Source organism: Paraburkholderia youngii (genome assembly GCF_013366925.1).
GTDB classification, from domain to species: domain Bacteria; phylum Pseudomonadota; class Gammaproteobacteria; order Burkholderiales; family Burkholderiaceae; genus Paraburkholderia; species Paraburkholderia youngii.
In genome coordinates this window covers 1,332,562-1,347,741 of the sequence record NZ_JAALDK010000002.1, presented here as the reverse complement: position 1 = coordinate 1,347,741, position 15,180 = coordinate 1,332,562, and the positions used below count along the sequence as shown (strand labels likewise).

At 65.2% G+C, this 15,180-nt stretch carries 11 protein-coding genes; 5 read left to right on the top strand and 6 right to left on the bottom strand.

Annotated features, from left to right (window positions below):
- Positions 1-44 precede the first annotated feature (44 nt).
- Positions 45-557 carry a CinA family protein gene (locus tag G5S42_RS37535; protein WP_176111754.1) on the top strand — a complete coding sequence of 171 codons (513 nt, stop codon included), beginning with the start codon at positions 45-47 and terminating at the stop codon, positions 555-557.
- Positions 558-571: 14 nt separating this feature from the next.
- The gene (gene nadE / locus G5S42_RS37530; RefSeq protein ID WP_176111753.1) at positions 572-1,432 is read left to right on the top strand and encodes an NAD(+) synthase; all 861 of its coding nucleotides are present in this window, start codon (positions 572-574) and stop codon (positions 1,430-1,432) included.
- A 14-nt stretch (positions 1,433-1,446) separates the two neighbouring features.
- Here nadE and G5S42_RS37525 read toward each other — a convergent pair whose 3' ends face one another.
- The 3 genes from G5S42_RS37525 to G5S42_RS37515 form a co-directional block, all read right to left on the bottom strand.
- Entirely contained in the window at positions 1,447-1,713 is a 267-nt protein-coding gene (locus G5S42_RS37525; RefSeq protein ID WP_176111752.1) for a DUF2934 domain-containing protein, read from the bottom strand.
- Positions 1,714-1,959: 246 nt separating this feature from the next.
- Positions 1,960-2,232, bottom strand: a complete 273-nt coding sequence (locus G5S42_RS37520) for a DUF6723 family protein (RefSeq protein ID WP_176111751.1) — start codon at positions 2,230-2,232, stop codon at positions 1,960-1,962.
- Between the two features lie 135 nt (positions 2,233-2,367).
- Positions 2,368-2,931, bottom strand: coding sequence for a hemerythrin domain-containing protein (locus tag G5S42_RS37515; protein WP_176111750.1), 564 nt, complete (start codon positions 2,929-2,931; stop codon positions 2,368-2,370).
- A 142-nt stretch (positions 2,932-3,073) separates the two neighbouring features.
- On the opposite strand from G5S42_RS37515, the gene G5S42_RS37510 reads away from it, so the two are divergent.
- Positions 3,074-4,153 (top strand): glycosyltransferase family 4 protein, encoded by a 1,080-nt coding sequence (locus G5S42_RS37510; protein WP_176111749.1) that lies wholly within the window; start codon positions 3,074-3,076, stop codon positions 4,151-4,153.
- A 7-nt stretch (positions 4,154-4,160) separates the two neighbouring features.
- Here G5S42_RS37510 and G5S42_RS37505 read toward each other — a convergent pair whose 3' ends face one another.
- Positions 4,161-7,283, bottom strand: a complete 3,123-nt coding sequence (locus G5S42_RS37505; RefSeq protein ID WP_176111748.1) for a CheR family methyltransferase — start codon at positions 7,281-7,283, stop codon at positions 4,161-4,163.
- A 267-nt stretch (positions 7,284-7,550) separates the two neighbouring features.
- On the opposite strand from G5S42_RS37505, the gene G5S42_RS37500 reads away from it, so the two are divergent.
- Positions 7,551-8,540, top strand: a complete 990-nt coding sequence (locus G5S42_RS37500; RefSeq protein WP_176111747.1) for a chemotaxis protein CheB — start codon at positions 7,551-7,553, stop codon at positions 8,538-8,540.
- Positions 8,541-8,646: 106 nt separating this feature from the next.
- Positions 8,647-12,729, top strand: coding sequence for a CheR family methyltransferase (locus tag G5S42_RS37495; RefSeq protein ID WP_176111746.1), 4,083 nt, complete (start codon positions 8,647-8,649; stop codon positions 12,727-12,729).
- A gap of 28 nt (positions 12,730-12,757) precedes the next feature.
- On the opposite strand, the gene G5S42_RS37490 is transcribed toward G5S42_RS37495, so the two are convergent.
- Positions 12,758-14,044, bottom strand: a complete 1,287-nt coding sequence (locus tag G5S42_RS37490) for a phosphatidylserine decarboxylase family protein (RefSeq protein ID WP_176111745.1) — start codon at positions 14,042-14,044, stop codon at positions 12,758-12,760.
- A gap of 28 nt (positions 14,045-14,072) precedes the next feature.
- A complete protein-coding gene (locus G5S42_RS37485) occupies positions 14,073-15,104 on the bottom strand; it encodes a flavodoxin family protein (RefSeq protein WP_176111744.1) in 1,032 nt (343 codons plus the stop codon).
- Between the last annotated feature and the right edge of the window lie 76 nt (positions 15,105-15,180).

Sequence of the window (15,180 nt, the reverse complement as noted above, 5' to 3'; positions counted from 1 at the left end):
ACAAAACGCCGGTCCGAATCCGTCGCACAACAAGGGCGAAAATCATGAACGTTCCCATGCAGGTCGTGTCCTTCCTCAGCTCGCGAGGTCTGAAGCTCGCGACCGCCGAATCCTGCACCGGCGGCCAGATCGCGTCGTATCTGGCTAGCGTGCCGGGTAGCGGCGCGTGTCTCGATGTCGGCTTCGTCAGCTACTCGCCGTCGGGCAAAGCAGGCTTTCTCGGTGTGCGGGAAAGCACGATGAAGCAATACGGGCTCACCAGCGAAGCGGTCGCGCGCGAAATGGCCGAGGGTGCGCTGCGTCAGGAAGGCTGCTGCGCTGACATCGCGGTATCGGACACGGGGCTTGCCGATGGCGGCTCCGCTGACGGCCCGCCACCGGGCACGCAATGCTTCGCATGGTCGTTCCGACGGCCCGGCAATCAGTTCGTCACGTTCGCCGAGACGCGGCGCTTTTCGGGCGACCGCAACGACGTGCGTTCGGCCGCCGCGCTGTATGCATTGTCGCGCGTCGAGCATTACTTCGATCAACTTCCGCGCAGCGAGCGGGACCACTGAAGAGAGGCCGAACGATGAATCTGCACCCTTCCTTCGACACCGACGCGTGGCAGCAGGCAGTGATTGACGAACTCGGCGTCGAGCGCGATTTCGACGTGGCCCGCGAGCGCGAGCGGCGTGTCGCGTTCCTCAGCGACTACCTGGCGTCGCAAGGCTTGCACACCTATGTGCTTGGCATCAGCGGCGGCGTCGATTCGTCGACTGCCGGACGCCTCGCGCAGCTTGCCGTCGAACGTCTGCGTGCCACCGGCTATGAAGCGCACTTCGTCGCGGTGCGTCTACCGTACGGCAGCCAACGCGACGAAGAGGACGCCGCGGCCGCCCTCGCGTTCATCTGCCCCGACGAAACGCTGACGGTCAACATCAAGGAGCCCGCCGACGCGATGCTGTCTTCGCTCAAGCGAGGCAACGTGCAGTACGTCGACGACTTTCATGAAGACTTCGTGCTCGGCAACATCAAGGCGCGGCAACGCATGATCGCGCAATACGCGATTGCGGGCGCGCGGGTCGGCGTGGTGATCGGCACCGACCATGGGGCCGAATCGCTGATGGGCTTCTTCACGAAGTTCGGCGACGGCGGCGCCGATATCCTGCCGCTGGCGGGTCTGACGAAGCGCCGCGTGCGCGCACTCGCGCATGGGCTCGGCGCATCGGAGCGGCTCGTCGACAAGGTGCCGACGGCGGACCTCGAATCGCTGACGCCGCAGAAACCGGACGAAGACAGCTACGGCATCGGCTACCAGCACATCGACGACTTCCTCGAAGGCAAGCCGGTCAGCGACGAAGTATTGACGACGATTCGGCGCTTTTACATGGCGACGCGTCACAAACGCGCGCTGCCGGTGGCGCCGACGCGATCGTCGGCGCCGGTGTAGAGCGCGGCGCCCGCTTATCCGGCGCGCGGGCGTTTGGCGCGCTTCGGCGCTTCGATGTCCTCGCCCGGCGTTTCCTGCAGTTGCTGTTCGGGCACGATGCGCGAGCCGCGGTCGCGATCGGCGGACTGATCGGTCGGCTCCTGCGGCGCGGCAGCGCCTTCCGCCTCGATCTGCCGGCGCGCTTCCTCCCAATGGTCGTCGGCTCTCCCTTCCGGCGACGGATCGTTTTCCCAGATCTGGTACGCCCGCGTGCGGATGCGGGCTTCGAGTTCCTTGTCCATATGTGTTTCTCCGTGAACGTGAGCGATGCCGCGGCACGGCGCCGCGCGCGCCGGGTCCGGATGACGGCGAGCGAAAGGCGAGCAAGGGTTGTTCCGCGCGGCGCGCGTTGGGTCGATGGCATCACGTCAGCAAGAGAGCGACTGCCACACAACTCCACCGTGTGCCGGTCGTGAACCGGGACAAGCGTTTGATGGGGATGCCGTCGTCACCGCGGCGGGTCGCCGCGCACTACCCAGGCCGCGCGCTTACGCCTCGGGACAGGCAAGGTCGGCCGCGACGATCCGCGCGCCGTACTCCTCGGCGGCGAGCCGCGCTTCCTCGATGCTGTTGAACGGACCGACTTCGGGCGCGCCATCGAACGGGAACAGACGGCGGCCATCCACTTTACGGCTCACCAGCAGATCGGCATAGAATCGTCCATCGGCGCTGCGTCGTGCAGTGACGTAGATCGAAAAGTCGTCGCGCGAGGCGATCGCTGCCGCCGGATACTGCGTGAGTTTCAGCTTTCTCCTTGACATGGCTCTCCCTGCCTGCATCAGGCGATCCTGTTGTGCCCTCCTGAAATCGATGTTAATGGACATGCAAACGGGTGCGTTCGTCCGTAAGCGTCGACTTATGAACGGGACTGTCGCAGCGACGCTCTAAGGTTCCAATCAGGTCCTGTCGCCAACCGCCCGGCTGCCCTCCTGATCCAGCCTCGCTTGCAGCGCTTCCTTGCGCGCCGCGATCTTCTTACCGAGCGCACCGAGATCACAGCCGGTGCGCCGCAAGGCCGGAAAGAGCTCGCTTTCCTCTTCCTCGACGTGATGCCGCACCAGTTCGGCCATGACCTTGAACGTCGCGTCGAAGCCTTTGTCGCCCGGCTTCAGCGTCGTGAACTTCGCGATTAGCGTCTTCACCAGAAAATGCTCGACATACGCTTCATCGACATCGAGCTTGTCGTCGTCGGGCAGTGCTTGCTGCGCGGTCGGATACAACAGCTCTTCCTCGATGATCGTATGCATCGTCAGCTCTTCGCACGCACGCTGCGCCAGCGCGGCTTTGGCTTCGAGCGTGTCGCGTTCGTCACCGCGCGACTTGCCGAACGCATCGAACAGCTTTTCGACGGCGCGGTGATCGGCTTCGAGCAGCGCGAGCGCGTCGGGTGCGCTGGCGGTTTCGCGTGCAGCGGTGGGCTTCGTGTCGTTAGAAGCGGATTGCGTTGCGCGGTCGTTCATGGCGGTTCCTTTGATCGGTCAAGTGCCCGCATCGAGCAAACGCCGTACCGTGTGACCGGTCGCGTGGCGGTACGTCGATTGCTGCTGGTGGTCCGGCGCGGCGTGTTGCGCGCCAACCTCCCTCCCCTCTTTTCAACGCCCGATGAGAATCGCCCAGATCGCTCCGCTTTACGAAAGCGTGCCGCCGTTCGCGTACGGCGCGACCGAACGCGTCGTGTCGTATCTGACTGAAGAACTGGTCGCCCGCGGCCACGACGTGACGCTCTATGCGAGCGCCGATTCGGCGACCGCCGCGCGGCTCGTGCCGATCTGCCCGCGCGGTCTTTGGCGCGACACGAACGTGTGGGACACGCAAACGCATCACGTCCGGCAATTCGCGCGCGTGATTCGCGACTCGGATCAATTCGACGTCGTTCATTTTCACGGCGAGCCATTGCATTTCGCGTGGGCCGAGCGCTTGCCGTGCCGTACGCTGACGACGCTGCACGGCCGTCTGCTGCTGCACGATCATGGCCCGCTGTTTCGCGAATTCGCCCGCGTGCCGGTGGTATCGATCTCCGCGAGTCAGCGCCGGCCGGTGCCGTGGGCGAACTGGCAGGGCACGGTCCATCACGGCCTGCCGCTCGACGAGTTCTCGTTTCAGCCGATAGCCGGTTCCTACCTGCTTTTCCTCGGCCGCATGATGCCGGAGAAACGTCCCGATCTCGCGATCGAAATCGCCCGGCGCAGCGGCTTGCCGTTGAAGATCGCCGCGAAGATTCATCCCGGCGAGCGCGACTATTTCCGCGAGCGCATCGATCCGCTGTTGCGGCGCTCGACCACGTTCACCGAATACCTCGGCGAAGTCGGCGGCCTCGCGCGCCGGCGGTTGATCGAGAACGCATGCGCGTTGCTGCTGCCGATCGAATGGGACGAGCCGTTCGGCATGGTGATGATCGAGGCGATGGCGTGCGGTACGCCGGTGATCGCGTTTCGCCGCGGCGCGGTGCCGGAGTTGATCGAAGACGGCGTGAGCGGCCTGATCGTCGACAACGTGGACGCGGCCGTGCAAGCCGTTGCGCGCATCGACGGCATCGGGCGCGACGTGTGCCGCCACGCGTTCGAGCGCCGCTTCACGGCCGCGCGCATGACCGACGACTACCTGACGATCTACGACGCACTGCTCGCACGCGACGCACGAGACCATCCGCGCGCGACGGGCAGTCAGCCCGCGCCGGTGTAATCGCCGTTCAGTTGCGATCGGGCGCCTTGGTACGATCGTCATGATCGTCGGACTCCGTCGCATAGCGACGCGATTGACCGAGTTGCCGGCGCAACTCGTTCACCTCGTTCTTCAGATCGATCATGCGCAGTTCGCGGCCGATCGCCGCCTTGTTGAACCGCTCGAGTTCCTCGTTGCGCGCGCGCAGGTCTTCCTCGGCCCGCGCACGTCCGACCGCGGCCCACGTGCGCTCGGCCATCAGTTCGAGAAACATCAGTTCGTCGGGCGCCCACGTGTGCGCGGTGTCGAAGTGCATCGTCAGCGCGCCGAGCACGCGGCCCGACTGCACGAACGGCATGTTGGCCCACGCGCCGATGCCGAGTGCGTGGCACGCGCGCCGCTCGGCCGCGCTAGCGGCGGGATCGGCCATCACGTCGTTGCTCCAGCCGCTGCGGCCGGTGAACAGCGCGGCGGTGAGCGCAGGCCCGGCGTCGTTGATCGCGCAGCGGCGGCCCAGCATATCGGCCGTGCCCGCGAGCGCGTCGGTCGCGACGATTTCCAGTTCGTCGGGGCCACGCGCTTCCGAGTAGTTGACGCGCGCGGCGCCGAACTGCTGACGCAGCATCCGGATCGCCGTCGATCGGGTATTGCGGTATCCGGACAGCCCGCGCAGCGCGTTGGCGAAGCGCACCATGAAATCGTGCATCGCGCTTTCGCGCAGCACTCTTTCCGCGTGCTTCAGGTCCGAGATGTCGGTGACCGTGACGGCCACGCCGCTCGTGCCGGTCTGCGACAGAAACGGGCGAATGCGCCGCAGGAACCATCCCCCGCTGGCGTTTCGCACCTCGGCTTCGCGCGGTGTCCCGCTCTGCATCACCGCAAGCACGTCGCGCAGGAAATTCACGTCGTCGACCTTCGGCGAAATATCGGCGATGCCGCGTCCGACGTCGCCCGTTTTCAGCGGAAATATCTCGCCGATCGAAGGCGTGAACCAGCGCACGCGCAGCGCCTCGTCGAGAAACATCGCCATTACCGCACCGGCGCTCAGTACGCCGCTCTGCATCTCCAGCTCCGCGATCTTGCCGGTGAGCCGCGCATTGGCCCGGTTGAGGTCGTCGTTGACGAGATTGAGTTGCTCGTTCGCGGCTTTCAGTTCCTCGTTGAGCACCTGCAACTCTTCGCGCGACGCCTCCAGTTCCTCGCGCGAGACGCGGATCGCTTCGCTCCACTCGCTCGAAGCTGCGACGTCCGCAGCGTGGCTCGGCAGCGCAACGGGTTCGGTGGCGCCGGGCCGAATCTCGCGCGCGCGGGAAATGAACGATGCGAGCAGCCGCGGCGCGGCGCCGTTTTGCGCGCTTCGAATCGGTGTGAGCCGGATCTGGAACGCGTGCGTGACGTTCCCTTCTTCACGCAGGCCGTTGACGATCGTCGGCTGACCGTCTTCGAGCGCTATCTTCGCGGCCGCCTTCAGGCTCGACGCCAGTTCGCGCTGCGTCAGTTCGAGCAGGTTGTCGGTGGGTTGGCCGGCCGGGACGCGCAGGTATTTTTCCGTATCGCCATACACCCGCAGCACGCGGAACTCGTCGTCGATCAGCACCGACGGGAAATCCCGCTGCGCATGCACGCTCGAATGACCGATGAAAGGCACGGCGCTCGCGCGCAAGCTTGTCGCGACACGCAACGGGAAGCGGACCTCGACGTCGCTCGCGGGGCCGGTCTTGCGGTAAATATGCCAACGGCTCGACACGACGTTGAAACCGCCTTGCCGCGACAACAGCGGTTCGCCCTTGCCGAGGAACAGATAGCCGCCCACCTTCAGCGAGTTGTGCAGCAGGAATACGACGCGCTTGACCGCTTCGGGGTCGAGATAAATCAGCAGGTTGCGACAAGTGACCAGATCCAGGTTCCTGAACGGCGGATCGAGCAGCAGGTCCTGCGGCGCGAATACCATCTTTTCGCGCAGGTGGCGTTTGACGCGCCAGTTGCCGTCGGTGGAATAGAAGAACTTCTGCTGGCGTGCCAAAGAGACGTTCTTCAGCGCGTCGCCCGAAAACGCGCCGCGGCTCGCGCGCGCGACGATCTCCGGCGACGCATCGGTCGCGAACACCTGGAAATCGATGGGACGGCCAGTCTTTTCCGCATGCTCGTGCAGAAGCATCGCGACCGAATACGCTTCTTCGCCGGTCGCGCACGCCGGTGTCCAGGCCCGTACGACATCGCTCGCGCGGCGCTCGCTCAGCATCGGCTCTATGACCTCGTGCCGCAGCACGTCCCAGGCGGGCGCATCGCGGAAGAACTCGGTCACGTGAATCGGAATGCCGCGAATCAGCGCTTCGAGCTCAGCCGGGTCGTCGCGCAACAGCGACTCGTAGTCGCCGAACGATTCGGTACGCCGCAAATCCATGCGCTGCTGGATGCGCCACAGCAGCGGGGTCGCCTTGTAACCACCCAGATCGAAGCCCGCCTGCTTGCGGATCAGCCCGACGATCTCGTCGAGCGTTCGCGTAATCTCGCCGGTCCACGCGACTTCGTTGGCCGGCCGCACATAGGCGGGTGACGCGCAGCGCAGCAGCTGTTTCGCGATCTCGCCGACCGGCAGGATGTAGTCGGCGGCACCGCGCGAAATCACCGCTCTCGGCATGCTGTCGTTCATCGTGGTGACCGGGTCCTGCACGAGCACCACGCCGCCGGCCCGCTTCACGCAGATCGCGCCGGCCGCGCCATCGGTGCCTGTGCCGCACAGGATCGCGGCGAGCGCGTGCGAGCCGCGATCTTGCGCGAGGCTTTCGAGGAATGCGTCGATGGTATCGATGCCGGGACGGCGGCTGCCGCCGTCGACCGGCCGCGTGCGAAAGAGCCCGCCTTCGAGGGTCAGCACGTCGTCGGAACCCGCGACGTAGACGTGATTCGGCTCGGGACGCTCGCCGTTGTTCGCGGCACGGACCGGCAGCAACGTCCACTTGCTGACCAGATTCACGAGCTCGTTCGATCCACCCGGCAGCTGGTGTTGCACGACGACGAGCGCAAGCGCAGGTTCGGCGGGCAAGGCCTGAAGCAGGCAATGCATCGCTTCGATGCCGCCGGCGGATGCGCCGATGCCGACGACGTGGCAGCTTTCCGCTGGCGCGGAAGCTTGAATCGGAGTCGCCATGAGTGTGAGCTTGCGCAGGAACGTCATATCGTGCCGGCCATGTCCGGCACGCCTGTCCTTACACGTTCATCATATGCCTGTGCGTGGCGGGCGGCGCTTTCGGCCAGCTTGGCCGATTTGTGGCGCAGGCTGAAAACCGGTGCCGGCGCGAGGACGCTTGCACCGACGACGGCGCAATAAAAATGCCCGGACGGCATATCGCTTGCTCATTACTGACTGACACGAAAGGCCCGCTTTCCCGTCCTGCTTCCACGTCCCGGAGTCCACTTGACCCACCGTGATTTCATCGTAATCGGCACGTCCTCGGGAGGTGTCGACGCGCTGCGCGCGCTTGCCTCGCAGCTTCCCGTCGATATGCCCGCCAGCATCGCCGTCGTGCTGCACATCGGCGCGCACGGCAGCATGCTCCCCACGCTTCTGAACCAGGCCGGCCCGCTGCCCGCCAAGCACGCGCAGGATGGCGAACATTACGCGCCCGGCAGAATTTACGTGGCGCCGCCCGATCGGCACCTCGTGGTAGACGATGGGCAGTTGCGGCTCCTGCATGGCGCGAAGGAAAATTTCGCGCGCCCCGCGATCGACCCGCTGTTTCGCAGCGCGGCCGCGCAGATGGGACCGCGCGCGATCGGCGTGATCCTGACCGGCCTGCTCGACGATGGCGCCGCGGGCCTCGAAGCGATCCAGGCGTGCGGCGGCACGACGGTCGTGCAGGACCCCGACGACGCGTTCGCGAGCGAGATGCCACGGCATGCAACACCCTTCGCCGATCACGTGCTGCCGCTCCAGCAACTGGGCCCATGTCTGGTAAAACTGACCGGCGGCATTGCCAACCCGCCGGTAAATATCGGGCCGGCGCAGCGCGAGGCCTCCGACCGCGTCGTCCTCGAACAGCGCGCGTGGCTGTCCGGCGCCGCGCCGTTCGACGCCATCCGGGGACTGGCCACGCCGTCGACTTTCACATGCCCCGAATGCAACGGCACACTGTGGCGCATCATCGGTTCGCGCGTGATGCGTTACCGCTGCCATACCGGCCATGCGTATTCGGCCGCGTCGCTCGACGACGGCCGCATGATCGATGCGGAGATGTCTCTGCGCAATGCGCTGCGGGCGCTGCGCGAGCGCGAAATGTTCAGCCGCGAGCTCGGCGAACACTTCGCGGCGATAGGGGACACCGCCGCGCAACGACGCGAGGAGGACAATGCCCGGCGCGCGGGCCACGCGGCCGAACTGTTGCAGTCCATGCTGCTGGAAAAATGAGTGCAATGCGGGATAATAACGATCCGGGCCGAGCAAGAAATGGGCTCGCGGCCCTATAAAAATCCACCGCTGAACACTATCCTTTTCCAAGAAGGGACACGCAGCCATGTCAAAGAAGCGAGGGCAAACTCTGCCTAGCCAGGCACTCTATCCGATCGTCGGTATCGGCGCATCGGCAGGAGGGCTTAACGCGCTGACGGAATTCTTCGAGGCGCTGCCCGCGCACACGTCGATGGCCTTCGTCGTGGTCGTTCACCTGTCGCCGGACCACGAAAGCAATCTGGCCTCGCTGCTGCAAAAGGTCACCAGCATGCCGGTGCAGCAGGTCACGGGCCCCACGCAAATCGAATCGGACCACGTTTATCTGGTCGCGCCCTCCTTCGAGATGATCATGGTCGACGGCTACCTGCGCGTCACGCAGAAGCAGTCCGAAGAGGGACGCCGCGCGAGCATCGATCTGTTCTTCCGCACGCTCGCCGAGGCGCATCGCGAACGCGCGATCGGCATCGTGATGTCCGGTGCGGGCTCGGACGGCTCGGTCGGCCTGTCGCGCATCAAGGAAATGGGCGGCATCACGCTCGCGCAGGACCCTTCCGAAGCGGAATACGACAGCATGCCGCGCAGCGCGATCGCGACCGGCATGGCCGACTTCGTGATGACCGCGGCCGAGATGCCGCAGCGGCTGCTCGATCTGTGGTCCACCGCGCGGGAAATCCATCTGCCGGCCGTGCAGCCGGACGAGCCCGAGGAAGACACGGTCAACGAGTCGGCCGAGCGCGCCCTGCGCGAGATCATGGTGATCCTGCGCACCCGCACCGCGCACGACTTCCGGCATTACAAACGGGCTACGGTTCTGCGCCGCATCGAACGCCGGCTGCAGGTCAACGGCATTACGGATCTGCAGGCATATCGCGATTATCTGCATCTGCACCCTGAAGAAACTCAGGCGCTGCTGCAGGACATGCTGATCAGCGTCACCAACTTCTTCCGCGACAAGGAAGCGTTCGACGTGCTCGAGCGCGAGGTATTGCCCCCCCTCTTCGAAAACCGCGGCGAACAGGACCGCATCCGCGTCTGGTCGGTGGGCTGCGCGACCGGCGAGGAGGCGTATTCGCTGGCGATGCTGCTGCAGGAGCGCTCGCTGAAGTCACCCGAGGGCGTGTCGTTCCAGGTATTCGCGACCGACATCGACGAGCGCGCCATTGCGTTCGCGCGCGTGGGCCTGTACCCGGATTCGGTCTCGGCCGACCTGACACCGGCGCGCATCCGCCAGTTCTTCACGAAAGACGCCGCGCACTTCCGGATCAAGAAGGAGCTGCGCGAACACATGCTGTTCGCGCACCATAACGTGCTCAGCGACCCGCCCTTCTCGCGGCTCGACATGATCTGCTGCCGCAATCTGCTGATCTATCTGGACCGCGAAGCGCAGATCGAAATTCTGAAGATGTTCCACTTCGCGCTGCGGCCCGGCGGCGTGCTGTTCCTCGGCAGCTCGGAGTCGGCCGACAGCGTGAGCTCGATGTTCACCGTGGTCGACAAACGCAACCGCATCTATCGCGCGAACATGGCCGTGCGCGGTGACACGCCGATGCCGATCGCGATTTCGGGCACGATGAGTTCGCGCCCCCTCGTCACTACGGTGCAGCCGCCGGGGCGCCGGCGCTTTTCGTTCGGCGATCTGCATCAGCGGCTCGTCGAGCAATATGCGCCGCCCAGCGTGCTGGTGAGCCGCGAATCCGAAATCGTTCATCTGTCCGATCGCGCCGGGCGTTTTCTGCAATATTCGGGCGGCGAGCCGTCGCATAACATCGTGGCCGCCGTGCGTCCGGAACTGCGGCTCGAACTGCGCACCGCGATCTATCAGGCCTTGCACACGAACCGCAGCGTCGAAGCGCGCCGCGTGCACATCGAGCGCGATGGCCGTTCGTACTTCGTCAACATGACCGCGCGGCCGGTGCACGACCCGGAAGCGAACGCGGACTTCGTGCTGGTGCTGTTCGACGAGGTCGAAGACAGCATGGCCAACGCCGAAACGGCGTCGGCCGACGTGCAGAAAGACCCGATCATCAGCCAGCTCGAACGCGAGCTGCAACGCACGAAGGAGCAACTGCAGTCCACCATCGAGCAGTCGGAGACCTCGACGGAGGAGTTGAAGGCGTCGAACGAGGAATTGCAGGCGATCAACGAGGAACTGCGCTCGGCGACCGAGGAGCTCGAAACCAGCAAGGAAGAGCTGCAATCGATCAACGAAGAGCTGACCACGGTCAACGCGGAGCTGAAGTCGAAGGTCGAGGAAACCGGCAAGATCAACGACGACCTGCACAACCTGATCGCCGCGAACGACATCGGCACGATCTTCGTCGACCGCAACATTTGCATCAAGCGCTATACGCCGCGCGCCACCGACGTCTTCAGCATCATTCCGTCGGACATCGGGCGCTCGCTGCTCGACATCACCCACCGCCTCGAATACGACAAGCTCGCCGACGACGCGGCCGAAGCATTCGAATCGCTGCGCCTGATCGAACGCGAGCTGAAGAGCAACGACGGGCGCTGGTATCTCGCGCGCTTCGTGCCCTACCGCACGACCGAAGACCGCATCGACGGCGCGGTGCTGTCGTTCATCGACATCACCGGCCGGCGTCAGGCGGAAGACCGGCTGCGCGAAGGCGAGCGGCGCATGCGCCTCGTCGCCGAGGGCACCAAGGACTACGCGATCATCACGTTCGACGAAAGCGGCGTGATCAATAGCTGGAACGCGGGCGCGGAACGGATTTTCGGCTATTCCGAAGCCGAAATGATCGGCCAGTCCGCCGACATCCTGTACACCGACGAAGACCGCGCCGCGAACGTTGCGCAACGCGAGTTCGCCGAAGCGCGTCTGAACGGCCGCGCAGAAGAGGAGAGCTGGCATCTGCGCAAGGACGGCACGCGCTTTTTCGCGAGCGGTGTGCTGTCCCGTCTCGATGAGCCGGGCATCAGCGGTTTTGCGAAGATCACGCGCGATCTCGGCGAGTTCGCCAGCGACCCGACCTCGGGACGCGGCACCCACGTCGAAACGCTGCGCGCCGCGAGCGAGCGCGAAGCGCAGCGGCGCCGCGATGAATTTCTCGCAGTCGTGTCGCACGAACTCAAGCATCCGCTCAACCTGATTTCAGCGAGCGCCGAACTGATCGCGCGCGCGCCGGAAACGCGCCAGAACCTGAACGTCTCGCGCGCGACCGATACGATCCGGCGCACCGTAATCGGCCAGGCGCAAATCATCGACGACCTGCTCGACATTTCGCGCGTGCGCACCGGCAAGCTGTCGGTCGTGCGCACCGTCGTCGACATGCGTGAGATCGTGCAGCGCGTGTGCAGCGCGGTGCAGGACGATGCCGCGCAGCGCGGCATCACACTGAGCGTCGAGGTGACCGATGCGCCCGTGATCATTCATGCTGATCTGACGCGTATCGAGCAGATCGTGTGGAATCTGATCAGTAATGCGCTGAAGTTCACGCAGCGCGGCTCGATCCAGGTGTCGTTGCAGGTCAATGACCACGCCGAAGCCGTGCTGCGCGTCAGCGATACCGGCATCGGCATCGAGGCCTCGCTGCTGCCGCATATCTTCGAGATGTTCCAGCAGAGCCGCGATCCGGGCTCGCGCCGCGGGGGCCTCGGCATCGGCCTCGCGCTGGTGCGCGATCTGGTCAACCTGCACGGCGGCGCAGTGCGTGCGGAGTCGGACGGCGTCGGCCGCGGTGCAACGTTCACGGTGACGCTGCCTACCCACCGGCTCGCCACCCGCACCAGCGCGGGGATCGAAGTCACCGGCGAGCCGCTGAAAGGCACGCGCATCCTGATGGTCGACGACGACGCCGCGACCGTCGAAACCTTCAAGCTGCTGCTGGAAAGCGAGGGCGCCGAAGTGCGGACCGCGACGAGCGGTGAGGAAGCGCTGACGATCATCAACGGCAACGCGCCCGATATCATCCTGTCCGACATCGGCATGCCGGGCATGGACGGTATGGAGTTCATCGGCAAGTTGCGCAGCATACCGGCGATGAAGTCCGTGATCTGTATCGCGGTCACCGGCTTCGGGCAGCAGGCGGACGTCAGCGCAGCCGAAGATGCGGGCTTCGACGCGCACCTGAAAAAACCGGTGGTTCTCGAAGACTTGCTGAGCATTTTCGCGCGGCTGCGCAGTTGAATCCGCCGCCCGGCGGCGCGCAGCGCGTCTAGCCGTTGCTTTGCGACGGCGATGCGTTGCGCGACCCGGCCCTTGCAACGGCCGCGTTGACCTTGATCGGCGACTGCTTGTCGCCGAACGGCGGCTCGACGACGAAGCGCTCTATCACGCCCGGCTCGAACACCAGGCAGCAAGTCGATCCGCCGTACTGGAAAAACCCCAACTCATCGCCCTTTCGGACGCGCTGACCCGGCAACGCCTCGATGATGCACGACGACACGTCCGCCATGCCGACGAACACGCACGCCACCTGCCCCACCGCCGCATCGTCGCATTCGATCACGATCACCGCGCGCGCCGCGAGCGCCGTGATGTAGCCCTGCGAATCGTTGAGCCCGCTCGGGTCTTCGCCTTCGCTATCGGCGGTCGAATAGTAACTGCCGTCCGCCGCGTACGCGCGCGAGATCACGCCACTGACCGGCGCATGCCAGCGGTGATAGTTGAACGCGCTCAGAAAGGCCTGATACACCGAGCCGCCCTCGAAGCGCCGCGCCAGTTCGCGCTCGCGCGAGCTCAGCATGTCTTCGAGCGAATACGGCTGTGACTTGATCCAGAACGTGTCGCGCAGCTTCACGCCGTGCTGCACGTTGTACGGCGTCGCCTCGCACGCGCTGACGATCAGCTTGTCGTTGTCCGGCTCCTCGACGGGCCGCATGCCGGGACGGAAGCGCCGCGTGAAGAAATCGTTCCACGACGTAAAGCCCCAATACGGTTGCTCGGGATCGCAAGCGAATTGCGCGAGGCCGATCCGTTTGTCGGCCTCGGAGCTGAACCAGCCGTCGGGCGACGACGTATTTAAATGTTCGCGTGAATGCGGACCGCTCAGAAAGCCGCACCAGCAATTCAGCACGTGCTTGAGCTGCGCGTTGAGCGCCGGGTCGCGAAACAGTGCATAGCCGGACGGCATGCACATCGGCCAGTCGAGCACCGCGTTCAGCGGACAATGAATCAGATCGGATTCGCTGAACGGCGGCGCGTAGGTCATCAGGTAATCGACGAGCGTCATCAGCTCGTCGATCGTTGCATAGCCGAGCACGTAGCCCGCTTGCTGTGCCTGCATGATGGCCCGCGTCATATCCATGCGCAGCACCGGATCGCCTTCGATCAGCGCCGCGAGTTCCGCGACGGCACGCGTGCGTGGCGCCGTGCGCGCGCGTTCGCGCGCTTTCGCGGCCAGCGCGGTCCGGTAGCGCACGAGATGCGCTTCGTCGCGCGGCAGCCATCCTCCGAGCCGGCGCCGTTGCGTGCGCGGGCTCGCCACTTCGTCGTTCGTCATGCTTCGCCTTTCTTATCTGAGTTGGGGATCATTTGGCGCGCGGCGTGCCAAGGCCGTCGTCCGGTTCCTTGCGCCCGCCACGAATCTGCTCGACGCAGGTCGCGACGGCCTGGGCCACGTTGGCCACTTCCTGCTGCATGTCCTCGTCGCGATCGAGCGCCTCATGGCTGGTCGCATAAGGCTCGTAATAGCCGATAAAGCGATCGAGCCGCGACTTCGCGCCCGCTTCGACGAAGCCCATCCAGCCGAGCCAGTCGGCGAGCGCCCTGCGCGAGTCCTCGATGCCGGCGACGTCGCCATGCACGACGACGCCATAGGCCCGGCCAGCCAGATGTTTCGGATAGTCCCAGCCGGCCAGTTCGAGACGCTTCGCTTCGTCCGCTTTCTTGCCGTGCGTCGAAGTGGGATCGGGATTGCCGCCGTCGGCGCAAACGAGGCGATCCATCATCAGCTTCAGCGGCGCGGACACCTGATACCAGTAGACCGGCGTCACGATCAGCACGCCGTGGCAGGCGGCAAAGCGCTCGTAGATGTCGTTCATCCAGTCGTTGACGAGCCCGAGCGAATGGTTCGGATAACAGCTGCAAGGCCAGTGACACAGCGGCATCGCGGTCGACACACAGCCTTTGCACGGATGAATGTGCAGGTCGCGGTCGGAGTTCAGGCGCGACAGGTCGAGGAAATCGACGTCGAAGGTCCGGCGTTCGAGCGCCTGTTGCGCGATCTTCGCGAGCCGGAAGCTCTTCGACATCTCGCCGGGGCACGTGTAGTCGTTGCGCGAGGACGCGTTGATCACGAGCACGCGCGAGCGCGTCGCCGGATCGCGCTGTCGCGCCTGCGCCGCCTTCACGTGCTCGCTCGCGGCACGCCATTCGACCGACAGGTCGTAGTCCGGGTCGGCGAATCCCGGGCCGGCCTTTTCGGTGACCGGCGCCTTGCGGCCTTGCGAGTAAGCATCCCACGCGATCGCTTCGAGCCGCGCGAGCGATTCGTCTTCCGCCCGAAATGCCGGGTCGTAGAAGCGGGCCATGAAACGCTCGCGAAATGCGTCGCGGGACATTGCTTCGGTTACCTGACCTTTGCGGACTTCGACGGTACGGACGTGATCGGGCGGTTTGGCAGGCGGGCTCATGGCT